The sequence below is a fragment of the Paracoccus sp. S3-43 genome (genome assembly GCF_029027965.1).
Taxonomy (GTDB): Bacteria; Pseudomonadota; Alphaproteobacteria; order Rhodobacterales; family Rhodobacteraceae; genus Paracoccus.
The window spans coordinates 1,764,611-1,788,612 of record NZ_CP119082.1 but is presented as its reverse complement, the minus strand read 5'-3'; the positions used below and the strand labels follow the sequence as shown (position 1 = coordinate 1,788,612).

At 69.0% G+C, this 24,002-nt stretch carries 19 protein-coding genes and 4 pseudogenes; 9 read left to right on the top strand and 14 right to left on the bottom strand.

From position 1 onward, the window contains the following. Nucleotides 1-95: 95 nt before the first annotated feature. The gene (locus PXD02_RS09315; RefSeq protein WP_275103637.1) at nt 96-914 is read right to left on the bottom strand and encodes a transporter substrate-binding domain-containing protein; all 819 of its coding nucleotides are present in this window, start codon (nt 912-914) and stop codon (nt 96-98) included. An 88-nt stretch (nt 915-1,002) separates the two neighbouring features. Here PXD02_RS09315 and PXD02_RS09310 point away from each other — a divergent pair. Continuing rightward, a pseudogene (locus PXD02_RS09310) lies at nt 1,003-1,368 on the top strand (3-keto-5-aminohexanoate cleavage protein); the annotation flags it as partial. A 158-nt stretch (nt 1,369-1,526) separates the two neighbouring features. After that, nucleotides 1,527-2,399: pseudogene (locus tag PXD02_RS09305) on the top strand (MFS transporter); the annotation flags it as partial. A 50-nt stretch (nt 2,400-2,449) separates the two neighbouring features. Here PXD02_RS09305 and pcaG read toward each other — a convergent pair. The 4 genes and pseudogenes from pcaG to pcaD all read right to left on the bottom strand — a co-directional run. After that, a pseudogene (gene pcaG, locus PXD02_RS09300) lies at nt 2,450-3,043 on the bottom strand (protocatechuate 3,4-dioxygenase subunit alpha); the annotation flags it as partial. Between the two features lies 1 nt (nt 3,044). Continuing rightward, nucleotides 3,045-3,773: a protocatechuate 3,4-dioxygenase subunit beta gene (gene pcaH / locus PXD02_RS09295; protein ID WP_275103636.1), complete on the bottom strand. Its 729-nt coding sequence runs from the start codon at nt 3,771-3,773 to the stop codon at nt 3,045-3,047. Beyond that, nucleotides 3,770-4,153: a 4-carboxymuconolactone decarboxylase gene (pcaC, locus tag PXD02_RS09290; protein ID WP_275103635.1), complete on the bottom strand. Its 384-nt coding sequence runs from the start codon at nt 4,151-4,153 to the stop codon at nt 3,770-3,772. Before pcaC ends, pcaH begins: the two co-directional genes overlap by 4 nt. After that, entirely contained in the window at nt 4,150-4,935 is a 786-nt protein-coding gene (pcaD, locus tag PXD02_RS09285) for a 3-oxoadipate enol-lactonase (protein WP_275103634.1), read from the bottom strand. The genes pcaC and pcaD overlap by 4 nt, the downstream gene beginning before the upstream one ends. An 86-nt stretch (nt 4,936-5,021) precedes the next feature. On the opposite strand from pcaD, the gene PXD02_RS09280 reads away from it, so the two are divergent. Both PXD02_RS09280 and PXD02_RS09275 read left to right on the top strand, forming a co-directional pair. Continuing rightward, nucleotides 5,022-5,924: a LysR substrate-binding domain-containing protein gene (locus PXD02_RS09280; protein WP_275103633.1), complete on the top strand. Its 903-nt coding sequence runs from the start codon at nt 5,022-5,024 to the stop codon at nt 5,922-5,924. 149 nt (nt 5,925-6,073) lie between these two features. After that, nucleotides 6,074-6,574 (top strand): YciE/YciF ferroxidase family protein, encoded by a 501-nt coding sequence (locus PXD02_RS09275; protein WP_275103632.1) that lies wholly within the window; start codon nt 6,074-6,076, stop codon nt 6,572-6,574. 193 nt (nt 6,575-6,767) lie between these two features. Here PXD02_RS09275 and PXD02_RS09270 read toward each other — a convergent pair whose 3' ends face one another. The 3 genes from PXD02_RS09270 to PXD02_RS09260 are packed head-to-tail and all read right to left on the bottom strand — an operon-like array spanning nt 6,768 to nt 12,195. Beyond that, on the bottom strand, nt 6,768-10,040 hold the full coding sequence (locus PXD02_RS09270) for an ATP-binding protein (RefSeq protein WP_275103631.1): 3,273 nt from the start codon (nt 10,038-10,040) through the stop codon (nt 6,768-6,770). Then, nucleotides 10,040-11,089: an effector-associated domain EAD1-containing protein gene (locus tag PXD02_RS09265; RefSeq protein WP_275103630.1), complete on the bottom strand. Its 1,050-nt coding sequence runs from the start codon at nt 11,087-11,089 to the stop codon at nt 10,040-10,042. The genes PXD02_RS09270 and PXD02_RS09265 overlap by 1 nt, the downstream gene beginning before the upstream one ends. Continuing rightward, nucleotides 11,086-12,195: a trypsin-like peptidase domain-containing protein gene (locus PXD02_RS09260; RefSeq protein ID WP_275103629.1), complete on the bottom strand. Its 1,110-nt coding sequence runs from the start codon at nt 12,193-12,195 to the stop codon at nt 11,086-11,088. Before PXD02_RS09260 ends, PXD02_RS09265 begins: the two co-directional genes overlap by 4 nt. Nucleotides 12,196-12,285: 90 nt before the next feature. On the opposite strand from PXD02_RS09260, the gene PXD02_RS09255 reads away from it, so the two are divergent. Beyond that, the gene (locus PXD02_RS09255; protein ID WP_275103628.1) at nt 12,286-14,568 is read left to right on the top strand and encodes a coiled-coil domain-containing protein; all 2,283 of its coding nucleotides are present in this window, start codon (nt 12,286-12,288) and stop codon (nt 14,566-14,568) included. Here PXD02_RS09255 and PXD02_RS09250 read toward each other — a convergent pair. After that, nucleotides 14,565-15,485, bottom strand: coding sequence for a trypsin-like serine peptidase (locus PXD02_RS09250; RefSeq protein ID WP_275103627.1), 921 nt, complete (start codon nt 15,483-15,485; stop codon nt 14,565-14,567). The two genes, PXD02_RS09255 and PXD02_RS09250, sit on opposite strands and share 4 nt — an antisense overlap. Before the next feature lie 13 nt (nt 15,486-15,498). Beyond that, complete coding sequence (locus PXD02_RS09245; protein ID WP_275103626.1) at nt 15,499-15,771, bottom strand: hypothetical protein; 273 nt, start codon at nt 15,769-15,771, stop codon at nt 15,499-15,501. Nucleotides 15,772-15,832: 61 nt separating this feature from the next. On the opposite strand from PXD02_RS09245, the gene PXD02_RS09240 reads away from it, so the two are divergent. After that, entirely contained in the window at nt 15,833-16,255 is a 423-nt protein-coding gene (locus tag PXD02_RS09240) for a hypothetical protein (protein ID WP_275103625.1), read from the top strand. Between the two features lie 361 nt (nt 16,256-16,616). On the opposite strand, the pseudogene PXD02_RS09235 reads toward PXD02_RS09240, so the two are convergent. Continuing rightward, a pseudogene (locus PXD02_RS09235) lies at nt 16,617-17,545 on the bottom strand (IS5 family transposase). A 296-nt stretch (nt 17,546-17,841) separates the two neighbouring features. On the opposite strand from PXD02_RS09235, the gene PXD02_RS09230 reads away from it, so the two are divergent. The 3 genes from PXD02_RS09230 to PXD02_RS09220 all read left to right on the top strand — a co-directional run bounded on the left by PXD02_RS09230 (nt 17,842) and on the right by PXD02_RS09220 (nt 20,090). Continuing rightward, the gene (locus PXD02_RS09230) at nt 17,842-18,264 is read left to right on the top strand and encodes a YsnF/AvaK domain-containing protein (RefSeq protein WP_275103624.1); all 423 of its coding nucleotides are present in this window, start codon (nt 17,842-17,844) and stop codon (nt 18,262-18,264) included. Beyond that, nucleotides 18,254-19,171 (top strand): DUF2382 domain-containing protein, encoded by a 918-nt coding sequence (locus tag PXD02_RS09225; protein ID WP_275103623.1) that lies wholly within the window; start codon nt 18,254-18,256, stop codon nt 19,169-19,171. The genes PXD02_RS09230 and PXD02_RS09225 overlap by 11 nt, the downstream gene beginning before the upstream one ends. A gap of 745 nt (nt 19,172-19,916) precedes the next feature. After that, nucleotides 19,917-20,090: a hypothetical protein gene (locus PXD02_RS09220; protein ID WP_275103622.1), complete on the top strand. Its 174-nt coding sequence runs from the start codon at nt 19,917-19,919 to the stop codon at nt 20,088-20,090. A gap of 49 nt (nt 20,091-20,139) precedes the next feature. Here the strand turns inward: PXD02_RS09220 and PXD02_RS09215 are convergent, their stop codons facing one another. The 3 genes from PXD02_RS09215 to PXD02_RS09205 form a co-directional block, all read right to left on the bottom strand. Beyond that, on the bottom strand, nt 20,140-20,796 hold the full coding sequence (locus PXD02_RS09215; RefSeq protein WP_275103621.1) for a YjbF family lipoprotein: 657 nt from the start codon (nt 20,794-20,796) through the stop codon (nt 20,140-20,142). Next, nucleotides 20,793-22,967 carry a YjbH domain-containing protein gene (locus PXD02_RS09210; protein WP_275103620.1) on the bottom strand — a complete coding sequence of 725 codons (2,175 nt, stop codon included), beginning with the start codon at nt 22,965-22,967 and terminating at the stop codon, nt 20,793-20,795. Before PXD02_RS09210 ends, PXD02_RS09215 begins: the two co-directional genes overlap by 4 nt. A gap of 115 nt (nt 22,968-23,082) precedes the next feature. Further along, nucleotides 23,083-23,985: a COG3650 family protein gene (locus tag PXD02_RS09205; protein ID WP_275103619.1), complete on the bottom strand. Its 903-nt coding sequence runs from the start codon at nt 23,983-23,985 to the stop codon at nt 23,083-23,085. Nucleotides 23,986-24,002: the final 17 nt, after the last annotated feature.

Here is a 24,002-nt window from a genome sequence, read left to right as displayed (position 1 = left end):
AGCGAGACCTTTGGGGCATGACCTTTGGGGGCAGGGGGCGCCCGGCGGCGGGACCGCCGGGCCGTGGGATTGTCGGGCAGTAGGATTCTCGGGGCTTACTGGGCGATGGCAAAGGGCACGCCGTCCATTTCCGCAGGCAGTTGCGGCGGATCCATGTGCATCCAGGTGTTGTAGATGCCCTTGAAATCGTCGGTCGCCATGAATTCGGTCAGGAAGGCGTTGACGGTCTGGTTCGAGTCGGCCTCGCCCAAGCGGGTGCCGACGCCGTTATACAGCGCCGTCAGCGGCATCTTGTTTTCGTATTTGCCCGGCGCGCCTTCCTCGATCCGGCTGATATAGAACTGATTGCCGCCGACCGCATCGACCTGGCCCGACATCAGCGCCTGGATGGTCGCCGCGTCGTCGTCAAAGCGCATGATGTTGGTGCCCGACGGCGCGATGGCCGTCACCGCGGTGTCCTGGGCCGCCGAGCGCGGCACGCCGATGCGGACATTCGCCAGCGATTCCGGGGTCGAGAGATCGGCGTCCTTCGGACCAACGACCGACAACTGGTTCGCGGCATAAGGGACCGAGAACTGGATGGATTTCGCCCGCTCCGGGTTCATCCCCATGGTCGCGAACAGGACGTCCACCTTGTCGGTGGTCAGCGCCGGGATGCGGTTGGCGACGGCCAGCGGCACGAATTCGGCCTCGACCCCCAGGTATTGGGCGAAGGCGCGGCTCATCGCGGCGTCGTAGCCGTCGGCCTGGCCGGACGAGTTGATGCAGCCCCAGGGGCAGTTGTCGCCCTGGATGCCGATGCGGATCGTGCCGGATGCCTTGGCCTCTTCGACCGAGCGGGCGTCGGCCTGGGTGCCGGCGACGGCGGCAAGCGCCAGGGCCGCGGCGGCGACGATGCGGGTTATCTGAAGCATGGTGTTTCCCCCCCTTGAAGATGCGGGCCGCCGGGCGGTCCCGCTTGTGTTAAAGCGTAATACCGCCGGGCCGTGAAGGCCGCATCCGGGGCAGATCAGGGACCGGCCCTATGTGCAGTTCGTGATGGGCGTGAAGAACGCCATGCCCGCCGAACGCGAGGTGTTCGATTATTACATCCATACCGTCAAGCGGCTGTTCGGCGAGGATGCGCCCTGGTGCGCGGCCGGGATCGGGCCGAACCAGATCGTGCTGAACGACTGGGCCATCGGCGCGGGCGGCCATGCCCGTACCGGGCTTGAGGACAACGTGCGGCTGGACCGCGACCGGCTGGCGCCCTCGAACGCGGGCCTGGTCCGCCGCGCGGTCGAGATCGCCGAGCGGCATGGCCGCCCGGTCGCGACATGGCGGCAGGCGCGCCGGATCCTGGGGCTGCGGATGCCGCAGGCGGCGTGAATTCATAACCCAGAGGATATGGGATTGATGAAAGATTTCATGCCATAGGCTAAGTGTTTCTTCTGTTCGCCGGCGGCTGCGGCGGTACTATCGCCGCCGGGGATGAAGCCGGATCGCAGATCGTCGCAACGGGTTGGACGCCTGTCGCCGTCCCTTTGATGGGAAGAAGACATCATTTGCCGACCACCTTTGTTCAAAGCAGCGCCGCCCGGACCGTCGCGGTCCTGTGCTGGATCGCGACCGTCCTGGACGGCTTCGATCTTGTCGTGCTGGGCGCGCTGATCCCCACCCTGACCGGCGGCGACATGCCCTGGATGACGCCCGCGCAGGCGACCTTCGTATCCACGATCAGCCTTGTCGGCATGACGCTGGGCGCGCTGTCCATCGGCATCGCGACCGACTGGCTGGGACGGCGCAAGGTGATGATCTTCGCCGTGCTGGTCTTTTCGGCGCTGACGCTGGCCTGCGCCTTTGCCCAGAACCATGTCCAGCTGGGCATCTTCCGCTTCCTGGCGGGCTTCGGGCTGGGCGGCTGCCTGCCCACGGCCATCGCCATGGTCACGGAATTCTCCAGCGGCAGGGCCGGCAAGGCATCCACCATGGTGATGACCGGCTATCACGTCGGCGCAGTGGCGACCGCGCTTCTGGGCCTGCTGGTCCTTCCGACGCTGGGCTGGCACGCGATGTTCGTCATCGGCGCCATTCCCGGCTTCATCCTGGCGCCGATCATGTATCGCACCCTGCCCGAATCGCCATCCTTCCTGCTGGCCACCGGCCGCCGGACCGAGGCCGAGGCGATCGCCGCCCGCCATGGCCTGACCCTGCCCGAGGCCGCGCCCCTGCCCGAGGCCCCATCCCTGCCCGAGGACCGCGCCTCGCTTGCCGCGCTGTTCCGGGGGCGGCTGCTGCGCAACTCCATCGCCATCTGCGTGACCTCGTTCATGGGGCTGCTGCTGGTCTATGGCTTGAACACCTGGCTGCCCAAGCTGATGGTGGCGGCGGGATACAGCCTGACGGGCGGGCTGTGGCTGCTGCTGCTGAACGCGGGGGCGATCTGCGGGCTGCTGGCGGCGGGGCGCGTGTCCAGGAACACCGTCTCGCCCTCGCCTTGCAGGCGGATGTCGAAACGGTATCGGCCGTCCCCGGTCTTTTTCGCGATCAGCGTGTCGACGCGCGGGCGCTGTTCGATCCGGGACAGCAGGGGATCGCCCTCGTTGTCCTCGTCCTCGAAATAGATGCGGGTTTGCAGGCCGATATTGATGCCCCGCGCCACCACCCAAAGCGAGATATGCGGCGCGAAGGCCCGGCCATAGCGCGACGGAACCCGGCCCGGCTTGACGGTGCGCAGCGTGAATTCCCCTGTCGCCGCGTCGGCGGCAAAGCGGCGATGGCCGCTGACGGCGGGGTCGGCGCCGTCCTGTCCGGCGAACCTGCCCGACGCGTCCGCCTGCCAGCTTTCGATCAGCGCGTCGCGCAGCGCCCAGCCGGTGCCGTCATAGACCGAGCCGACGATCTCGATGATCTGGCCCTTGGCGCCCTCGGCGATGGGGCTTTCTCCGATTTCCTGGTCGTAAGACCCGGCATTGCCCGCATAGGTCGGCATCAGCCCGATATGGACATAGGGCCCGGCGGTCTGCGACGCGGTTTCCGTCAGAACATTCAGCGGCTGGACCATCTTACATCCCCTCGGGCTTGTTTTCGAACAGGGTCTGGCGGCGTCCGCGCAGCACGATGTCGAATTTATAGGCCAGGTAATCCAGGGGCCGCGAATAGGCCATGTCCAGCGGCGCGACCAGCCGGTCCAGCTGGGACCGGTCGCGGATCGTGGCCGCGATCGGGCACAGCGGGATCAGCGGATCGCCCTCGAAATACATCTGGGTGATCAGGCGCTGCCCGAAGCTGTGGCCGAAGACCGAGATGTGGATATGCATCGGCCGCCAGTCGTTGCCCCGGTTCGGCCAGGGATAGGCGCCGGGCCGGATGGTCAGGAACTGGTAAGAGCCGTTGTCGTCGGTCAGCGTCCGCCCGCAGCCGCCGAAATTCGGATCCAGCGGCGCAAGATAGCTGTCCTTCTTGTGGCGATAGCGGCCGCCCGCATTGGCCTGCCAGATTTCCACCAGCGTGTTCGGGACGGCGCGCGCGTTTTCGTCCAGCACCCGGCCATGCATCAGGATGCGTTCGCCCACGGCGGGCGCTTCGCCTCTGGTCCAGTTCAGGATCGGGTTGTTGTCCAGCGCGCCGATCCGAGAATGCCCGAAGGTCGGGCCGGTTTCCTCGGACGGGCCGGATTCCATGGACAGCAGCGGCAGGTTCTGGGACCGCGCGACGGAGGTCTTGTAGTCGGGACAATACGCATCTGGGTGCGCCTCGCGGTTGCGAGGGATCAGCGGGCCTGGATCGATCATTCGGATGCCGCCTCCATCTCGGCATAGGTTTGCTTTGCCAGCTTGATGGCGTGGTTGGCGCGGGGAACGCCGGCATAGATGGCGACGTGCTGGAACGCCTCCATCACATCGCGCCGGGACGCGCCGGTTCGGGCGGTGGCCCGGACATGCATCGGGATCTCCTCGAAATTGCCGGTCGCGGCCAGCAGGGCCAGCGTCAGCATCGACCGTTCGCGTTTGGTGATCGCGTCGGACGACCAGATGGTCCCCCAGGCGGATTCGGTGATCAGATCCTGGAAGGGCCGGTCCAGGTCGGATGTCGCGGCCTCCGCCCGGTCCACATGGGCGTCGCCCAGCACCGCGCGGCGGGTCGCCATTCCTTGCGCGTGGCGGTCGGTCATGGGGCGGTCCTTTCCAGAAAATCGGTCAGCAGCCGGGCCGTGGCCGCCGGTTGTTCGACGCAGGGGATATGGCCCGCGTCGGGAATGAGGTGGAATTCGGCCCCGCACAGTTCGGCCGTGGCGCGCACCAGATCGGGCGGGGTCGAGCCGTCCCGGTCGCCCGCCATCGCCAGCACCGGCAGGGTCAGCGCGCGGGTGCTTTCGGTCAGGTCGGCGCCCGCGATGGCGGCGCAGCAGCCCGCGTATCCCGCGACCGTGGTGCGGGTCAGCATGTTGCGCCACAGGGGAAATTCCGGGTTCGTGTCGCGGAAGGCGGGGGTGAACCAGCGTTCCAGGATCGGCCCGGCCAGGGCGGCGATGCCGTCCGCGTTGATCGTGTCGATCCGGTCCTGCCACATCTGCGCCGTGCCGATCTTGGCCGCCGTGTCCATCAGCACAAGCGCGCGGACCAGATCGGGTCGGCTGGCCGCAAGCCCCTGGCCGATCAGCCCGCCGATGGACAGGCCCACGAAGGTCACGTCGCGCAGGGACAGGCCGTCGCAGACCGCCTCGGCATCCGCGACAAGCCGGTCGATGGAATAGGGGGCGGGCGTGGCGTCGGTCAGCCCGTGGCCGCGCTTGTCGAAGCGCAGGATCCGCAGCCCGGCCGGCAGCAGCGGCAGCAGCGCGTCCCAGATCCGCAGGTCGGTGCCCAGCGAATTGGCAAACACCACCGCGCGCCCGTCGCGCGGGCCTTCGTCGCGGATATGGATGGTGATGTCGGATGTCGAGATAGTCTGCATTCTTTCCCCCTTGCGCCGCTTATCGCATGACAGATACGGCGATGAAAATTATAATGACGGAAAGATACCATAACCGGAAGGTTATCATGCTGCATTCCCATCTGCGCCTGCGCCACCTGCGCTGCTTTCTGGAAACCGCGCGCCTGGGCAGCCTGTCGGCGGCGGCGGATGCGCTGCATGTCAGCCAGCCCGCCGCCTCGAAGACCATCCGCGAGCTTGAGGAGATCCTGGGCGTCCGGCTGTTCGACCGGTCGGGGCGCAAGCTGGCGCTGACCCCCGCGGGCCGGGTCTATCAGACCCATGCGGGCACCGCGCTGGCCGATCTGGAACGGGCGCAGTCGCTGGTCCTGTCGCCGCCCCCCGAACGCCCGCGCCTGCATCTGGGCGTGCTGCCCACCGCCGCGACCGGGCTGGTGCCGCGCGCCGCCCTGGCGTTCCGGGACAGCCGCCCCGATGTGCTGCTGGACGTGATGACCGGGCCGAACTGGCTGCTGCTGTCGCTGCTGCGGGAAGGCCAGCTTGACCTGGTGGTGGGCCGGATGCCCACCGCGGGCAATACCGAGGGGCTGGGCTTCCGGCGCCTTTACTGGGAACGCGTGGTGCCGGTCGTGCGGGCGGGCCATCCGCTGCTGCGGCGGGACTGGGACTATGGCGACCTGGCCCATCAGCCGCTGATGCTGCCGCCCGCCGGGGCGATGATCGCGTCCTCTGTCAGAAGCTGGCTGCATTCGGTCGGCATCACCGACCCGCAGCCCGCCTTCGAGAACGTCTCGCTGGCCTTCGGGCGCGAGGTCGTGACCCGGTCGGACGCGGTGTGGTTCATCTCCGAGGGCGTGGTGCGCCCGGAAATCGAATCGGGCGCCCTGGTCGTCCTGCCGATCCGAAACGAATTGCTGGGCGGCCCGGTCGGCATTTCCCTGCGCGAGGGCGGCGACCCCTCGCCCCCCGCGCAGGCGTTCATCGCCGCCCTGGAAGCCGCCGCTCAGTAGGGCAGGCCCAGGTCATTCTCGGCCAGGTCGCGGACGATTGATAAAGGTCGGTTCGGCGGCGGGGGCGCGGAACCGATGGGCGGGCCGGTTGTTAAAGAGGCGTCTCATGGCCGCGACCGTCGCGGCGGATCAAGCAACGGAGATTTTCCATGGCCGACAAGACGCTGGACACGCTGTTTCACGAAACGCTGAAGGACATCTATTACGCCGAACGCAAGATCCTGATCGCGCTTCGCAAGATGGCCCGCGCCGCGCAAAGCGAGGATCTGAAGGCCGCGTTCAAGGCCCACGAGGAGGAAACCCAGACCCAGGTCGAGCGCCTGTCCCAGGTGTTCGACCTGATCGGCAAGCGTCCGCGCGGCAAGACCTGCGACGCCATCGAAGGCATCATCGCGGAAGGCGAGGATGTGATCGACGAATTCAAGGGCAGCCCCGCACTTGACGCGGGCCTCCTGGCCGCCGCCCAGGCGGTCGAGCATTACGAGATCAGCCGCTATGGCACGCTGAAGGCCTGGGCCCAGACCCTGGGCCTGGACGAGGCGGTGTCGCTGCTGGACGAGACCTTGCAGGAAGAAAGCGCCACGGATGAAAAGCTGACCAGCCTGGCCGAGGCGGTCATCAACGCCGCCGCCACCCACGAAGCGGCCTGACCCCCGCCAAGGCCCGCGCCCGTCGCGGGCCTTTTTCGTGGGCCGATCCGGCGATGGACCTGGATCGTCGGAGGCCGCAGCATCCGCAGCCCGAGGGGCGCAAAGGCCGCGAATGACCAGGACTTGCTGTCGGCGCGGGATTCGTGACCGATCTGCTGGGACGCTTGCCCGGTGGCGATGCGGCGCGCCCGGTCTAGAAGGCGGCCTTGGTCGTCTGGAACCAGTCCGCATCGCTGACCGAACCGACGCTTTGGCGCCAGGGTAGGGGTTGCCTGCGGTCCTGCGGCAGGGGCAGGAGGCCGCGTCTGGCGTCCAGTTCCGCCGCCAGCAGGTCGGTCGCAAGGGCCATCATCGCATAGCGCCGCTGGGGCGTGTCGGCCTCGGCGATCAAGGTCAGCGCATTCACCATCCCCCCTTCGGGCAGCGCCATGTCGCCCAGGATCGCCTGGGCGCGCGGATCCGAGGTCGCCCCGGCCGCGCGGGCAGGGCCTGCGCCGCCCGGATCCGGGGGGACCGCGACATAGGCGCCCGTCACCCGCAGCGCCGCCGCCAGCAGTTGCGGGTTGCGCATCCCCAGTTCCGCCGCCAGTTCCCGCATCAGCCCCGGCGCGCCGTAAAGCGCCGACAGGCCGATGCGGTCGATGATGCCTTCGGCCTCGGCCACCAGGGCGGCGGGATCGGGACCGTCGGGCCGCGTGGCGTTCCGGTGCAGCCGCAGCAGGCTGGCGATGGATCGCAGGCGCGCCAGGTCGTTATGGGTCAGGGTGGCGACGCGATAGGCCTCGGACGCGGCGTGGCGGATGGCCTGGCGGTCCTGCGCGGGGGCTTGGATCGTGACGATCGGCGGGCCGTCCGCCGCCTTGCCCGCCTCGGCGCGGCCTGCCCTGACCCGGAACCACCCCGCCCCGGCCAGGACGAGGGCGGCGACCAGCAGCAGCCAGGGCAGCCGGTTTTCCTGCCGGGTCTCGGCGGGGGGCGTCGTCTCGGTCGATTGGGGGGCCTCGGGCCAGCCGGTCGCCATGTCGGCCTCGGGCGGGGGCGGCTGGCGGCGCATCGCCGAGGGCGGGACGATCGCACCGGACGGGGGCAGCGGCGGGTTCGGGGACATGGTTGCCGGACCGCCGATGGCCTCCGGCGGCGCGGACGGGCCGTCAGGCCGGATCGCCAGAGAGGCGACCCCCAGCAGCGCCAAGACCAGGGCCAAGATCAGCAGCGGCCACAGCGGCCCCGCGCCACGACGCCGCGCCGCTGCCCTGGACGGCGGCGCGGGCGGGGCGGGCGGCGCGGGCATGGGCGGCGCGGCCTTCGGCGCGCTCCGGTTCCCTTCGCGGGCCAGGCTTTCCAGCAGGCGCAGGTTGACGACCAGCAGCCGGTCGCCCGCCGCCTCGGCGCTGACCAGCCCCTCGGCGATGACATGCAGCGCGGTATCGGACTGGCCCAGCATGGTCAGCGCCTCGGCCTCGGTCAGATACAGGGGCGATCCGGGCAGGCGGGCGGCCCGTTGGTTCAGGACCGAGAGCGCCTGTTCCGGCAGGTCGTCGCGCATCAGGTTGCGGGCGGTCTGTTCGGCGCCTTGTTCCCATTGCCGCTGGTCGGCGGCGTCCTGCAGATCGGGGCGCAGATCCAGGTGCAGGCGGTTGGCCAGCCAGACCTGCGCGCGCGGCGGCAGTTCGTCCAGCGACCGCAGCAGATAGGGCTGCGCCCCGTCCTCCCAGCGGGCGTCGAGGTCGGCGGCATCGGCGTCGCGGGCCAGCAGGTGATAGATTTCCTCGGCCCGCGCGACGGGTCCGTCCTGGTCCCGGTAATAGGCGATGGCCGCGTCGTCCACCCGCGCCGCCAGGTCCGGCTGGTCGGCGCGCAGGTCGGCCAGGATCACCCGGCGCACGTCCTCGCGATAGCGCAGGGCCCCGGTGCCGGGTTCGGGCTCGGCCAGGGCGACCTCGGCCGCGAACAGGTCGAACAGACGCTCGGCCTCGGCATCGTCGGGGATGGGGACGCCGCAGGGTCCGGCCAGGACGTGGCGCAGCACGCCGGGCGTGACGCGGCGCAGGATCAGGCCCGGATAGGCCAGCCGCCGCACCTGAGGGTCGCGGATATGGCCCAGCACCCGGCCGTAAAGCTGGGCCTGGACCTTTTCGGTCCTGATCTGGCCGATCAGTCGCGCCAGATCCACGTCGCGGCGGAAGCTGTCCGGCCCCTCGGCGGCGAGGATCTTTCCCGCCAGATGGGTGGCCAGCGGGTTGCCGCGCGCCACAACGAAGATCTGGTCCGCCAGGTCGTCGGGCAGCGGGCCAAGTCCCGCGACCTTTTCCAGCACCGCCCGCGCCGCCACCGGGTCCAGGGCGCCCAGGGTCAGGGTGCGGCGCGGGGCCTGCGCCTCGTCCACGCGCCCGGCGATGATCACGCTGAGCCGGGGGTTCCCCGCGCGCAGGCTTTCGACCAGCTGCATCAGCCGGTTGACGGCGCTTGGCCCGGTGGTCTGGGCTTCCTCGAACGTGTCGATGACCAGCAGGACGGGTTGCCGGCCGGGGATCAGGGCCATGATGTCGCGGGCGATCCGGCTGACGGCCGACCATTCCACCGCCCCGCCCGACAGCGATTCCAGCGCATCCATCGACCGGCTGCGCCGTTGCAGCGAGGCGATATAGTCGCGCATCTCGTCCAGGCGGGGGTTCAGGACCGGATGCTGGATGCGCAGTTGCCGCCCGGCCTCTTGCAGCAGGGTGAAGGGATCGTCGATGACCAGTTGCGGATCGTCCAGGTTCAGGACCATCACGGTGGGCGGATGGGGGCTTTTTTCCACCGCGTCCAGGATGAACTTGGCCAGCACCGTGGATTTGCCCACCCCGCCCGGCCCTTGCAGCATCAGCACCGACCCTTCCGGGGCCAGGTCCAGATGCGCGGCGATTTCGGCCAGCACGTCTTCGCGCCCGGCGAAATGTTCGCCCACCAGACGGCGCAGCGGCGCCAGCAGCCGGGCGCGCGACAGTCGGTCGTCGATGTCGCGGGCCGAGGGCAGCCCGTCCAGGATGCCCTCGACCCAGCCCGCCGCCTCGCCCAGGGCGGCCAGCCCGACCGGATCGTTCGAATCCAGCAGCCTGCGGACGGCCGAGGGATCGTCCTGCACCAGGGCCTGAAAGGCCGCCTGCGTCGGATGGTCGGGGGCGGGGTTCAGCAGAAGCTGGGCCGCCATCGCCCGGCGCGTGCCCAGCCGGGCAAGCGCCTGCCTGCGGGCGGCGTGGCGCAGCCGCCGGGCGTGGCGGGCCGCGCGGCTGGGGGCCGACGCGTCCAGCAGATCCACCATCGCGGGCGACATGGGCGACAGGGTGCCCGAATCCGACCGCAGGGTCAGCGGTTCGAAATGCGTCAGCACCGCCGCCGCCGCGATCCAGGGCTGGGCCGCATCGTCGGCGGCGGGGGCGGGGCTGCCGAATGCCGTTTCCGACAGGGCCTGGCGCAGGTCCATTACAGACCGGCCTTGGCGTCAAGCGCCGCCTGGGCGATCCGTTGAATCCGCGTGGTCAGCGTCATCGCCCGCGCGATGGGATCGGCCACCGTGTCCCATCCCTCATAGCACAGGCTGAGGATTTCCTCGGTCGAGGACATGCCGCTGGGCATGGCGAACTGCCGGACCAACTCGTCCAGGTAGTCCTTGACATGCGGCCGGTCGAAGGACTGGACGCCCTGCTCGAACACCCGTCCCGGCGGAGGGCCGGAGATGGGCCGGTCCCAGGCCAGCAGGAACAGCCGGATCCGGCTGGGCTGGCCGTTGCCGACGATCTGGGCCAGGCCATACATCAGCATCCGCAGGCTGTCGTCGATCTTGGGACTGTCGAAGCCGTCGAAGATCAGCCACCAGTCCTCTTTCAGCTCGCTTGCGGCGATGGCGAACCACCGCACCAGGCGGGTGACCGCCGTGGAATCCTGCGGGCCGTCGGCAAGGGTGGGCGGTGCGCCCAGCTTCATCTGGTCGGCCAGATCCGCGATCACCTCCCGGGCGGTGGTGGTCGCCTCGAAGGGCAAAGGGACGTTGATGCGGGCGTTCACGCTGCGCGCGACATGGGCGATCAGATACTGGCTGTAGGTCTTGCCGCTGGTGGGCGCGCCGGTGACGTGCAGGACTTTCGGGCCGTGCGGCTGGGTCATCGTCAGCAGCGCGTGGCGCAGCGGGTGCTGGTTCACGAAGGGCGCACCGTCCAGCAGCAGTTCCAGATGCGCGGGCACGTTCGTCGGCGCGCGCGAGGCCCCGAAGCCGTCGATCAGCGCGATCAGGTCGGGACTGATCCGGTCGGCGGCGCGCAGCCCCTCCAGAAGCTGCCCGATCCAGCCTTCGGCATTCGCCGCCGTGACAAGCTGGAAATAATCGTCCTCCAGCGTTCCGCCCCGGCTGGCGATCCGCGCAAGCGCGGTGTTCATCGGCGGCTGCCCCAGGATGATGTCCAGCCGTCCAGGGGTCGGAAAAGCGTCCAGCAGGCGCCTGAACAGCAGGTTGGCCTCGGCATTGTTCAGCTTCATGGCGGCGCCTGCGTCCAGAAGGGATCGACCTTGCCGTCCAGCCAGCCGACGATGCGGTCCATCGGGATCGCCTGGTTGAACGCGGCGGTGCGGAAATGGTTGGGATCGCCCGCATGGTGCAGCCCGATCAGATCCAGCTTGCGGTTGAAGACCGGAGAACCCGACGATCCCGGCTCGGTCGCGACATCGTGGCGCCACCGCAGCCCGGCCCCGTGCAGCGCGGTCAGCCGCCCGACGCCCAGCTTCAGCGGCGCGCCCTCGGGATGTTGCAGGATGAACAGGTCGTCGTTCTGGGCCGCGTGCAGCGCGGGGTCGATGCCGATCCAGCCGCGCGGCGGATTGTCCGGCCCTTCCTCGCCGCCGCGCGGCAGGGTGCCCAGCGGCCGGGACAGGCGGATCAGCGCGAAATCCAGGTTGTCGGGGGCGGGGATGTCGTCCTCGGCCGGGCTTTCGTCTGCGGGATCGGGCGGGCGTTCCTGGACCAGCCAGTCCTTTGCGACGGGGACCGCCACCCCCTCCTGCACCTGGACGCCGCCCGCGTCGACCAGGTAATCGAACCGGCAGGTCATTCCCGCGCCCGCCCCCAGCCCGTCGATCACATGCTGGTTGGTCATCACCAGATCCGCCCCGACCAGAAAGCCCGTGCCAAGCGCGCGGGGCGGCGAACCGGCAAGCTCGATCCGGCAGGTCTGGCCTTCCAGCGCGGACAGGCGGGCCAGAAAGGTGGCGATGTCGCTGAAATCGCTGTTCTCGCGCACCACCCGTTCCAGCCGGACCTGCGGCTTTTCGGCGATGGCCCGCGGCGCGGCATCGGCGAGGGTGACGCGCGCGCCGCTGGTCAGCCCGTCGTCCAGCATCAGATCCGCAAGGGCAGCGTTTCCCGGCACCGCCTCGTGCGCGGCGCGGGCCAGGGCTTCCATCCAGCCCTCGGCCTGGACCTGGACGACGATGTTCCAGTATTCCACATCCAGCGTGCTTTGCGGGGTCAGTGTGTCATAAAGCACGCCGAACCGCTGGCCCAGGAACATGGCGAATTTGGCGCGAAGCGGGAATGCCGCCTGCAATGCCGTGCTGAGCTTGGCCTTGTTCACCGCGACCGCTTCCATAAAGGCAGCCCGCGCGGCTGCATCGGACTGAAATCTTACCGCGAATCGGCTTTTGTGTCATCATTTCCGCAAAGGTTGTGGGGTGGGAAGATGCGGTCCCGATTGCACCTGGCATTGGCCGTCGCGACGGGGCTTGCGGCCGCGCCCCTGGCGGCGCAGCCCGTGGAACCGGAGACCGCGACCGACGCCGTCCCCGCCATCCAGCGCCTGGCCGAGGGCACGCTGCCCATCGTCCCCTGTCCGGGGGTTGCGAACCAGGGCTGCGTCGAAATCCTGTTCGACGGCGATACGCCGCCCGCCGCCTGCTGGACCCTGCCGCCCTTCGGCAATGCCACCGTGACGATCGAGACCGCGCAGGCGGGCCGGATCGCGGGCAGCACCACCCGGCGCATGAAGATCCTGTTCCGGCCTCTGGACCAGGTGCCGCCCGCCACGCCCGCGACGCTGCGCTTCGGCTTTCCCCGCCCCGGCGCAAGGCTGTCCTGCGACCAGACGGTGGCGGTGCAGCGCCCCGCCGGCGTCCTGGCCCTGCCCGCGGAACTGGACCTGGGCGTCCTGCGGCTGGCACCGTGGGGCGGCGTCCGGGGCGCGGACCGCGTGCAGGCGGTCTTCGCCGCCCCCGGCCAGCCCGCCATCGGGCCGCTGGGGGTTTCGTCCCAGGCGGGCCTTTACGGGACCGACCGCCGGGGCAGCCCGGTTCGGGTCCGGCTGGACCTGCCCGCAGGCGCAACCGTCACGGCGGGCAGCTTTGCCGAACTGACCGTTGCGCCCCGCCGGGCCGGGTTTCTTCCGGCGCTTGGTCCGCTGTCGGGGCAGGTCTGGATCACGGCGCCGCAACTGGTGCAGCCCTTTGCGCTGACGCTCAAGGCCACAGGCCAGATCGGCTGGCCCGCGATCTGCGCGTTTCTGGTCCTTGGCATCCTGCTGGGCTGGGCGGTCCGCCACCAGATCCTGCCGCGCCAGTTGCTGGCCCGCGCCCGGCTGGAGGCGGGCCAGGCGCTTGTCGCGGCCAAGGCGCTGCGCGCCCGTCAGCGCGACGCGGTCGTGGCGCGCGCGTTGCACGAGGTGATCGCCGGTCAGGAACAGCAGGTCCGGTCGGCCAGGGACCAGGATGCCGTCGCGAAGGCGGTCAAGGACATGACCGACGCCCTGGACGCGCAGTTGAAGGAGGCGGACGCCCGGCGCCAGGCGCTGGCCGGGTCCGTCGCGCCGTCTCTGGCCGCGCTGCGTGGCCTGCCTGCGGTGTCGGAACTGCCCGCGCGGCCGCTGGACGACTGGGCCGAGGCGCTGGAAACCGCCCAGGGCCTGATCGAGGCGGGGGAAATCGACCGTCCCCGGCGCCTGATCGAGACGCGCGCCGCACAGGCCGAACGGGCCGCGCTGACGGCGCTGTCGGATTTCGCGGCGGATGCCGGGGCCGCGATCCGGGATCTGGACCTCTGGACGCGCGACGCGGCGATCCAGGCCTTCGCTCCGCTGCAAGCGGCGCGGGCGGGGTTCCTGCCGCCGGACGACGCCAGCCCGGCCGCGACGCTGACCGCGCTGCGCGACGCCCATTACGCGTTACGCCGCGCAGCCGCCAGCGCACATCCGGCCATCGCCCGGCATCTGCGCGCCTTGGCGGCGGGAGCCGCGAACAGCGGTTTCCCGGAAGCCCCCGCCCGGACCGAGGAGATCCTGCGCGACCTGGACGGCACGCCCGTCGCCGCGCTGACCCGGCTGGCGGGGCTGGTCCAGGATTATCAGCGCCATGCGAGGACCGCCAAGCTGGCCTCGTTCGAGGATCTGGCCGATGTCAAACCCTCGGGCGTCGAAGCCGGGACCGATTCGGTCCCCCCGGTCGAACGCCGGAGCGAACCGCCCGAGCCGCCCGTCCCGGCGATCGAGACCGATCCCCGCCTGCCCGTGGCCGGTCAGGATCTGCGGATCGGGCTGGCGGACCTTCCCGCCGATCACATCGCCCGCATCTGGACGCCCTATGGATCGGTGCGCATCGGCAGCCGCGACGATCCGCCGCTGACCATCCGCCCGCCGCATCCCGGCCTGATCCCGGTCCAGATCGTCCTGGCCGACGCCCAGGGCCATGTCCTGTCGCGCCACTCCACCACGCTGACCGTCCAGCCCGCCCCGGACCGCGACATCCCGGTTTTCCAGAAGGAAAAGGACCGGGCCGACCGCCTGGCCACCGGTGCCGCGGCGGTCCTGGCGCTGCTGTCGGGGGCGGCGGTCTTTTCCGTGGTGCCGCTGACAGGCTGGTGGGCGCTGCTGGCCCCGTTCCTGTGGGGCTTTTTCGTGAACCTGAACCTGCCCGACGCGATCCAGGGCCTGCAATCGCGCCGTGACGCCGTGTTCAAGACGCTGAACATCGGCTAGATCGCGGGCATCGCCAGTCCCAGCCGGTCGCAATCGGCCCGCACCCAGTCGCGCAGGATCGCCAGCACCGCGTCGTCGAAGCGCGGCGCGGAATTCGCGGTGATATGCAGGTCGAGGGGCGTTCCCGGCACGCCATAGGCATGGATGCCGACGCAGACGGGCGGGCTGTCCGGGCCATCCTGCGCCCAGACCGGGGCGCCCGACTGGCCGGTGACGGTGTCGATCTCGTAAAACAGCCGCCGGGGCGTGACCGCCATGATCCGGTTGGCGTGGTGATACTGCGCCTTGGCCAGTTCCTTGTCGGTCGGATAGCCCGAGACGTTGACCATCCGCCCCACCAGGTCGGCATCCGCAAGCTGCCGGACCGGAAAGATCCCGGTTCGGTCGCCCAGCGGTTCGGGCAGGTGGATCGCGGCGATGTCGTGGTCGGCGGCCTGGCCGTCGACCCAGACGTTCAGGGTTGAAAAATGCGCGGCCTCGACCTTGCCGAAGGGAAAGCTGTCGCCGGTGCGGCCGGCGGCGATCAGGATGCGGTCGGCCCAGCCGCCGAAGAACATCGGGTAATGGACGCAATGCCCGGCGGTGACGACGGTCGCCGGTCCGGCCAGCCAGCCGGTGCCCTTGAAGATGCCGCGCGGGCCGATCAGGTCAAGCTGGCAGATCCGCTTCCACGGATCGGCCCCCGCGTCGGGCACCCGCCGGCGTTCGTCGTTGCCGATTACGGTTTCCAGCCCCGTCACCGGGTTGCGCGCGCGGGGACCGGGGCTGGGCGGCTGGAAGCCCGTCGCGGGAACGGGTCCGGGGGGCGCGGGCTCGACCTGTCCGGCCTCGAGCGGTCCAGCCTCGACCGGGGTCAGCGGCGCCGGTTCGGGGGCGGACGCGTCGAAGGCGCGGTTGCTGACGCTGAACAGATCCATGCCGGTCACCGGATCAGCGACAGGCGGCCCACGGTGATCTCGGGCAGCGCGCCCGCCTCGACCCCGTAGGTTCAAGGGGCTCGCGGGGTACGATCTGCACGTCGATGGCACCCCCGTCAGAGATGCCCGCCCGGATCTGGCGGTCGATCAGGCCGCTGACATCGAAGGCCTCGACATAGGTATCGCCGCCCTCGGGCGGGGCGAAGGGCGCGAAGAGGCGCGCGAAATAGGCCGGATCCCCGTCGCGGGCGGCGCCTTCCGGGGCGTTCAGATAGACCTCGAACACGTCCACGACCTGTTGGGGTGGTGTATTGGGCGACCACATTGCGGACGCGCGCGGAACTGATATGCGCCTCGATCACCACGGCGGGCAGGCGCACTTCGAATTCCAGGCTGTATTCGACCGCCGCGATGGACCCGCCCTGGCGCAGCACGTCGGCAAAGACCTGCGCGCCCTCGAAGGGCATGTCGGTGACGATGGACAGGGTATTGCGCCCGAACAGGGACGGCCTGCCCAGGTCGATATTGGTGACAAGCTGGCTGCCCGGACCCCTGGCGATGCGCAGCGCGGCGGTGCCGCTGGTGAAATTCACCGGCCGGATCTTGGGCGTGGGGATCGGAGCGCCGGGCGACGGCGCCTCGGCCCGCAGGATCTTCTGCGCCTCGTTCAGGGCCTTGGGGCCGACGATGTCGGCGGGGGCGGTCAGGACCGTGGTCATGACCATGAAGCCGCCGCCCTGCTGCTTGCCTCGATCGGCAGCCCAACCTGATACAGCACGAACTGGAACTGGGCGAGCCGTCGGGGTTGCGGGCCAGCTCTACGGTGTTGGGCAGGTCATAGAAGGTCTCTTTCGCTTCGTCGTCGCGAAAGAAATCGACCCCCTCGATTGAAAATCCGTCGGTCAGCGACAGCATCCGCGCGCATCCATGAAAGGTCAGGCGCCGCCGATGCGGTTCCTGACGTAAGACAAAATTGCGAAAAACAGGGATATTGTTACATTTAATGACTCTGGCGTTGATGAAAGTAAAGAAATTCTTTGTGCATTATGTCGGTGGAACTGATTTTCATATTGCCAAGGCTTTGTTGCGCTATTCGGGATGCGGTCGGAAGTGTCCCTTTCCCGTCTATATTCAGCGCATGCGGACGGTCTCGGGCGTGCCGAGTGATGTAAAGCGGTTCATGAGGGCGATGCGGATCTGAACCTCCGCATCCTGCCTGTCGAAGTCTCTGGCCATGATACGCTCGCCCAGGAGCTTGAGGCATCTCATCTTGGCCTTGACGCGACTTCGTCGGTGATATCCGGACCATTTCTTCCAGTTGGCCCGCCCGAACCGCTTGCAGGCACGTAGCGCTTCGTTTCACGCCTGCAGGCCGGGATCGTGGCCCTTCCAGACCCTGGCATTTCGTCGCGGCGGTATGATGGCATCGGCCCCTCGGGCCGCGATGGCGGTGTGACATCCTTTGGTGTCATGGATGCCGTCGGCGGTAACGCTGCCGATCCGCTCTTGCAGCGGGACCTGCGCCAGCAGATCGCGCAGAACGGGCGCATCTCCGATGCGGTTGCCCGTCATCTCCACCGCGCGAACTTCAAGCGTTTCAGCATCGATACCGATGTGGATCTTGCGCCATTGCCTGCGGCGGCTGGCCCCGTGCTTGCGCACCTGCCACTCACCCTCACCAGAGAACCTGATACCCGTGCTGTCCACCAGCAGGTGCAACGGTCCGGATGATGCACGATACGGGATCTGCACCTTCAGGTGCTTCTGCCGGCGGCAAAGCGTCGTGTAATCCGGCACCTGCCAGTCGAGCCCGGACAGGCTCAGCAGGCTCTCCACGAACCCCGTCGTTTGCCGTAGTGGCAGCCCGAACAGCACCTTGATCGAGAGGCAGAACTGGATGGCCGCCGCCGAGAACCTCTCAGGATGGCGAGGCTTGCCCTTCAGCGCCGCGAACCACGACATCTCCGGTCAAACCACACCATCAGCGAGCCACGCCGCTTCAGAGCCTGACTGTAACTGGACCAGTTCGTCGTGCGAAATAGCGGGACAGGCTTGCTCATGCCGTCAATCTAACCCGCTGACGCACAGACATGAATCCGACAACCAAGGGATAGCGCAACAAAGCCACGGCAAGCGCATTTCATCAACAGAATTGACAACAGGAATATTTTAAGACGGCGGCCCGCCCCATTCTGGTTTCAATGGCTTGGCCGACTTTTCCTGTCGCTGCGGTGGCAGGCGTCCTGCGGCGAACCTTTGCCGATGGCGCGATCGCGTCGATGTGAACGGAACGACTTGGGACGGCGCCCGTTGGTCTTCACCTGGTCAGCCAGGGCCGCTCACCATCGGGGACCGAATGACCGACGAACCCAAGCCCGACGTTCTTCCGCTGGTGGAAGAACGGGTCACCCTGACCAAGCGGACCGTCCCGACCGGCCGCGTGCGCATCGATACCCGGACCGAAACCGTCCAGCAGCACCTTCCCGCCCAGCTTTCCAGCGAAGAGGTCGAGGTGCTGCGGGTGCCGGTGAACCGCCGGGTGGATGCGATGCCCCCAACCACCACCGAGGGCGACCTGACCATCATCCCGGTGGTCGAGGAGCGGCTGGTCGTTACCCGCGAACTGTATCTCCGCGAGGAGGTCCATGTCCGCCGCATCACGCGGCAAGAGACGGTCGACATCCCGGTCGAGACGCGTCGGCAAACCGTCCGCATCGACCGTCTGTCCCCCGACGGCCACACCCAACCCAGCAGCAAGGACCATCACGATGACCTATGACAACGATTTTGCCGCCACGAGCGAAACCTCGGTGACCGCCCTGTTCGACAGTCGCGACGACGCGCAACGCGCGGTGGACCGGCTGACCCAGGCGGGCATTCCCACGGACCGGATCAGGATGGTCGCGGGCGGGTCGGACACCACGACCGCGACCGCCTCGCGCGACGGGGACAAGGGTTTCTGGGACAGCCTCAGCGATTTCTTCTTCCCGGACGAGGATCGCTATGCCTATGCCGAGGGGCTGTCGCGCGGCGGCTATCTGGTGACGGTGACGGGCCTTGAGGCCGCGCAATACGACACCGCCCTGGACATCCTGGACGACGAAGGCAGCGTCAATCTGGACGAGCGCACGGAAAGCTGGCGGTCCGAAGGCTGGGGCGGGTATGAAGGCAGCGACTATGCCGTCCCTGCGGCCGGTGCCGGGACGCTGGCGGGCGGCCGCGCCACGGGCGATCTGGATGCCCGGACCGAATACGGCGCGCATTCGGACCAGCGGGGCCTCGGGACCGACGATGAAACGATCCCGGTGGTCCAGGAACGCCTGCGCATCGGCAAGCGCGACACCAGCCATGGCCGTGTCCGCGTCCGCGCCTATACGGTCGAGGAGCCGGTGAGCGAAAGCGTCGATCTGCGCGAGGAACGCGTGGAAATCGAACGCCGCCCCGTGGACCGCGCCCTCAGCGGCGCCGACGCCGAATTCCAGGACCGCACCCTGGAGGCCGAGGAATACCGCGAGGAAGCGGTGGTCCAGAAGGAAGCCCGCGTGGTCGAGGAAATCGGCCTGCGCAAGACCAGCGACACGCATCGCGAGACCGTCTCGGATACTGTGCGCCATACCGAGGTCGAGATCGAGGATGATCGCGACGGCACCGGCACGATCCGCCGCGACCCCGACCGGAACCTGTAAGATCGAAAGGCGGCGCCCCCAGGGGCGCCGTTTTCCCTCAGCCGCGCATTTGGTCCACCGTGCGGCCGCGTGCCCGGCCGGGACGCCCGCGCCGCCTCCAGTGCGGTGACGATGCCGCCCGATCCGATGATCCCCGCATCCGGGGCCGCCGCGCGTGCCGCGCGGATCGCCTCGGCGGTGGGAATGCCCCGTCCCGCGAAACAGGCCGCGGCGGGGTCGGGCGCCCCGTCGGTGCCGCCCGCGCCCGCCACGTCGAAGATCGCACGCCCTCGGCCGCCAGCCGGCCGACGACGCGGGCGGACAGGCCCATGACGAACTCTTTCACGACGATCGGCATCGGCAGGTTGCGGGCCGGCGACGATCCGGGCGGCAAGGCCCGCCGCCGCGCCCCCCTCGATCATCACCCGCTGCGAGCCGACCGGCAGCGGCAGTGGGACCGTTGGCAGACCTGCGCCAGCGTGCGGTTGATCGCTCTATCCGCACATGTCGGTGCGCCGGAACATCGCCTTCACGATGAAGATGGCGGGCGTGCCCCAGGCCCAGCAGGACCGCCGCACATCGCGGCCGCCGTGAAGCTACCTCGACCGGCAGCCCCGTGAGGAAACCTGTTCGCTGACGGCGGCCGGATACGGCGCCGCGACCATTGGCGTCCGCCCCGAGCACCTGCGCATCTCGGACCAGGGCGGCAAATGGCAGGGCCGCATACGGCGTCAGCGAACAACTTGGATCGGACAGCTTCTTCTATGTGGAAGACACCGGCCTGGCCGAAACCGTCACCGTCCGAGCCAGCGGCAAAATCGGCCTCCACCCCGTTGCGAACGGGACGGTGTTCGGCCCGCTGCGCGCCAATCCGCGATTCCAGGAAGCCTTTGCCCGCAAGCTGAAGCTGGTCCAGGACGCCTATCTGTCGGGCAACTGAAAAAACCGGCCCCGCAGGGGCCGGTTTTTCGCCGATCAGGGCAGCCGTGTCAGGGCCGCAGGGTCTGGATCGTGACATAGCCCAGGACCGGGCCGAGCCATTGGCGCGACACCGGGATCTGGCCGCCCTGCACCATATAGCTGTTCTGGAAGCTGGCGCCATGGCCCTGGCAGGATTCCACGATCACGCCGGGGCGCGGGCCCGCGCCCACCGTGCAGGCGAACCGCAACGGCCGTTCCAGCCCGTCGCCCGACAGATAGCGCATGACGCGCGTGCCGCTGCCGGACGCACCCGCGCGGATCAGCCCTTCGGTTCCCGGCTCGGCGACCGACAGGTCGTTGCCCAGCCCGCGCGTGCCGACCAGCATTCCGTTCCGCAGGATCACCGCTTCCTCGGACGGGGTCATGTAGGTGCGCATGGCGCCGTTCTGGCCGGTCATCGCCATGACCTGCGTGCGGTCCAGGTTTTCGAAGCCGACCTGGATCAGCGGGCCGGGATTGATGCGCAGGGCCTCGGCCGCGGCCTCCTGGGGGGATTTGGCGGCGGCGGCGGGTTGTTGTCCCTCGGCGCGGCGTTCGGCCATCACCTGACCGGCGGTCTGGACCAGAGCGCCGAACGGACCCAAACCCCGGCCATCGTTTCCACAGCCTGCAAGCCCGGCCAGCAGGGTCGCCGCCAGCGTGATTTTCAACGTGCCGTTCATCATCGCCAGAACCTCCCCCAGCCTTCGTAAAGTTCGACGGAATGGCTTTCGCGAACCCGTTCATACAAGCGGTCGTTGACATTCAGCTGCGCCCCGCCATCGCGCGACAGCGACCGCAGGCTTGAATTGACCCGTTCGCGCGATGCCTGCCCGGTCGCCCAGCCCAGCGGGATCGACAGGCTGACGCCCTTGTCAAAGCTGCCTTCGCCGAACTCCTCGGCCGAGAGGTCGGTCTTGGTCGCATAGGCACCGATCCGCCAGCCATTCGCGAATTCGCGGGACAGGCTGATGGTCGCGCCCTTGTCGCCCGCCAGATACTTGCCGACATCCAGTTGCGCGATGAAGCCCTGCCGGAATTCGTAATAGGCCGAGACATGGCCCATCGTCACCTCGTAGTCGCGGAAATCGAACAGCTGGTTGAAGTCGCGCTTCCTGACGTGGTTGATCTCGGCCCCCAGGGCCAGGGGCGATCCCGCGGGTTTCCACAGCACCTCGGTCGAGACGCCGCCGAAGGCGCGTTCCAGCAGGCCGGCGGTCACGCGGGTATAAACGGCCGGTGTGGGCTTTGCGAAATAAGCCAGCGTCAGTTCCGGGATGACCGGGTTGGGATTGTCGCTGTACATGCGGGTATCCGACCGCACCCGCGGCACTCCGTCGGACGATGTTTCCAGCGAGGGGTCGGCCAGGTATTCGTCATAGCTGTAGCGCCGCCCATCGATGGTCGGACCGCGCCGTTCGATATTGCCGAAGGCCCGCTGGCGCAGCGCGCCGGTCGCGACAAGCCCCGGCATGATCTCATAGCTGGCGCGGGCCTGGCCGCCTGCCTCGTAGCTGATTCCGTCCTGCGCATTGAAGACGCCCAGGCTGAAATACGGCCTGACGGACCAGCGGAAGCGCGGATAGACCCCTTCGCTGCGCACCAGGCCCGGCGCGCGCGCCGGAGCATCCGTCAGGGTCGAGACATCGGCGATCTGACCCGCCTCGGTGTTTTCCAGCCGCTCCACGTCCGAGCGTCGCAGGGTCACGGACGAGGTGGGAATGCCATCGGCCGTCGAGGTGATGACGAAGGTTTCCACCGAAGGCGGCAGGGCGCGGGTCATCAGGCGGGCGGTGCGGCCGATGGCCTCGGCCTGGCTGATATAGCGGCCGTTGCGCAGCCGCACCTCGGCCCGGTTGGACGACAGGGCCATGCTTTCCAGGATCTGGCCTTCCTTGGCCATGGCATCGCCAAGGGCGGTCTGGAGGGCGGGCTGGGCGGTCGGATCCTGCGCCCAGACGCCCGACCAGCCATCGGGATCGGCCTGCGGGGCCGGGCGCGGGCGGACAGGCGCCGGAGCCTTTTCCAGGCCCGAGGGATAGGGCGACTGACGCGGGTTCAGCAGCAGCGAGAACTGCGCCCCGAAGGTCTGCCCGCCGATGGTGTAAAGCCCCGCTTCGTAATTCTGGCCGAAGCGGTAATGGGCGGCCAGGTTCAGGCGGCTGGCCGGCTCTTCGCCCTGCTGGTAGACCCCGCCATCGATGTATTTCGCGATATATTTGTTGTTCGAATATTCCGCGACCAGGTTCAGCCGGTCGTTGACCTGCCAACTGACCGAGGCAAAGGGCTTCGTGCCGCCCCGGAACCAGTCGTCGACATTGGGCTCGCCGCCTTGGCCGGTATTGTCGATGGTGCGGGGCTTGCCTGCCAGGATGCCCCAGCCCAGACCGGCCGACACGCGGATGCTGGGCGTCACCGACTTGGTGGCGACGATATACTCGCCCGAATGGACTCCGGTCCCCAGAAAGTCCTGCAACCCTACGGCAACCGCCGGGCGCCAGCCCTGTTCCTCCAGCACCTGATAGCGCAGGTCCAGCGACCGGTCCGTGATCGCATCGTTATCGGCTTCCGTGATGCCGTCGACCCGCGAATACCGCAGGACCGTGGTCAGCTTCGGCAGTGCCTGGAACACCACGCTGCTGCGGCGGCTATAGTCCGACCAGGACACCGTCGCGCCCAGCGTGCCGTCCGGCAGGGTTTCCGCCGTGGGCGTGTCGATGCCGCCCGCCAGGCCATAGGTGGACATGTTCCGCGCATATAGCGGATCGGCCACGGCGGTGGTGCTGACCGACCCCATCACAAGGGCCACGGGCAGGGTTGTCGCCATCAGGCGTCGGATAAGGGGGGATCGGCGCATGGCGTGTCCTCGTTTCGGCTTTGGCCGGATCATAGACGGCAATCCGCCCCGCCGACAGTCCGCGCGCACCAGGAACTGCCTGGTGCGGCATGGCTGCCGCAGGGCGGTCGGGCCGTCATTCGGCGGGTTCGGTGGGGGTCGTCGTCACCGCGTCCTGGGCCGCGTCCGGGGCGGCGCCCGTCGATCCTGCGGGCGGCAGGGTGCGCAGTTCCGGGACGATCGGGGCGGCGGCGCCGGTTTCGCCGGTTTCCGCAGCCGGGGAGGCGGGCGTGGATTCCGCAGCGGGCGGCGGGGGCAGATCGGCGGTGCCCCCGGATGCCGGGGCGGGGGGCGTTGCGGGCGCCGGGGTAGCCGCCGGGGTGGTCGTTGGGGCCGGGGGCGTCGTCGGAGCCGGGGCAGCGGGCGCGGTCTCGGCCGGCGCGGGGGTCGGCGCGGGGCGCGTCGCCGCCGGACGGGTGGCGGCCGGGGTTGCGCGCGGAGCGGCCGGGGCGGGCGCCTTGATGGCGGCGACGGCGGTCGCGACCTCGGGCGCGGCGGGGGCTGCGCAGCCGGCGTTGGACTTGCCCGATACGGTCAGGCGGGCGGTGAAGGGGAAATCCTGCCCCGACATGCTGTCCTGGCATTCGGTCGCGCGGATGTTCAGCACGAAGGGACGGCCCGCATGGACGCCCACATATTCGACGCCCTGCGCGAAGGCCAGGCGGTTCACGCGGATCGCGCGGCCCTTCTGGTTGTCCGGCGTCTTGTAGATCGCGGTGCTGCCCGCCACGTCGACGGCCCAGAACGGCTCGTTCCCGCGCGCGCTGAAGGCGGCGGTGTTATAGGTCGCGGCCTCGGCGGTCGATACGGCCTTCGCCTCGGTGCCGGTCTCTATGGGCTGTTCCAGGGGGGACACGCCGGGGGGGCCTTTGTGGCCCTGGACCTGCGGTTCGGCGGTGCCGAAGCCGGGAAGGGTCACGCCCTCGCAGGCGGCCAGAGGCAGGGTCATCAGCGCGATGAGTGCAAGACGCGGTGTCATCGGTCAGCCTTCTTTGG

Excerpts from the sequence above, each read along its gene's own strand:
- PXD02_RS09315 (WP_275103637.1), bottom strand. The coding sequence starts at position 914 with ATGCTTCAGATAACCCGCATCGTCGCCGCCGCGGCCCTGGCGCTTGCC.
- pcaH (WP_275103636.1), bottom strand. The coding sequence starts at position 3,773 with ATGATCGATCCAGGCCCGCTGATCCCTCGCAACCGCGAGGCGCACCCA.
- pcaC (WP_275103635.1), bottom strand. The coding sequence starts at position 4,153 with ATGACCGACCGCCACGCGCAAGGAATGGCGACCCGCCGCGCGGTGCTG.
- pcaD (WP_275103634.1), bottom strand. The coding sequence starts at position 4,935 with ATGCAGACTATCTCGACATCCGACATCACCATCCATATCCGCGACGAA.
- PXD02_RS09280 (WP_275103633.1), top strand. The coding sequence starts at position 5,022 with ATGCTGCATTCCCATCTGCGCCTGCGCCACCTGCGCTGCTTTCTGGAA.
- PXD02_RS09275 (WP_275103632.1), top strand. The coding sequence starts at position 6,074 with ATGGCCGACAAGACGCTGGACACGCTGTTTCACGAAACGCTGAAGGAC.
- PXD02_RS09270 (WP_275103631.1), bottom strand. The coding sequence starts at position 10,040 with ATGGACCTGCGCCAGGCCCTGTCGGAAACGGCATTCGGCAGCCCCGCC.
- PXD02_RS09265 (WP_275103630.1), bottom strand. The coding sequence starts at position 11,089 with ATGAAGCTGAACAATGCCGAGGCCAACCTGCTGTTCAGGCGCCTGCTG.
- PXD02_RS09260 (WP_275103629.1), bottom strand. The coding sequence starts at position 12,195 with ATGGAAGCGGTCGCGGTGAACAAGGCCAAGCTCAGCACGGCATTGCAG.
- PXD02_RS09255 (WP_275103628.1), top strand. The coding sequence starts at position 12,286 with ATGCGGTCCCGATTGCACCTGGCATTGGCCGTCGCGACGGGGCTTGCG.
- PXD02_RS09250 (WP_275103627.1), bottom strand. The coding sequence starts at position 15,485 with ATGGATCTGTTCAGCGTCAGCAACCGCGCCTTCGACGCGTCCGCCCCC.
- PXD02_RS09240 (WP_275103625.1), top strand. The coding sequence starts at position 15,833 with ATGCGCCTCGATCACCACGGCGGGCAGGCGCACTTCGAATTCCAGGCT.
- PXD02_RS09230 (WP_275103624.1), top strand. The coding sequence starts at position 17,842 with ATGACCGACGAACCCAAGCCCGACGTTCTTCCGCTGGTGGAAGAACGG.
- PXD02_RS09225 (WP_275103623.1), top strand. The coding sequence starts at position 18,254 with ATGACCTATGACAACGATTTTGCCGCCACGAGCGAAACCTCGGTGACC.
- PXD02_RS09215 (WP_275103621.1), bottom strand. The coding sequence starts at position 20,796 with ATGATGAACGGCACGTTGAAAATCACGCTGGCGGCGACCCTGCTGGCC.
- PXD02_RS09210 (WP_275103620.1), bottom strand. The coding sequence starts at position 22,967 with ATGCGCCGATCCCCCCTTATCCGACGCCTGATGGCGACAACCCTGCCC.
- PXD02_RS09205 (WP_275103619.1), bottom strand. The coding sequence starts at position 23,985 with ATGACACCGCGTCTTGCACTCATCGCGCTGATGACCCTGCCTCTGGCC.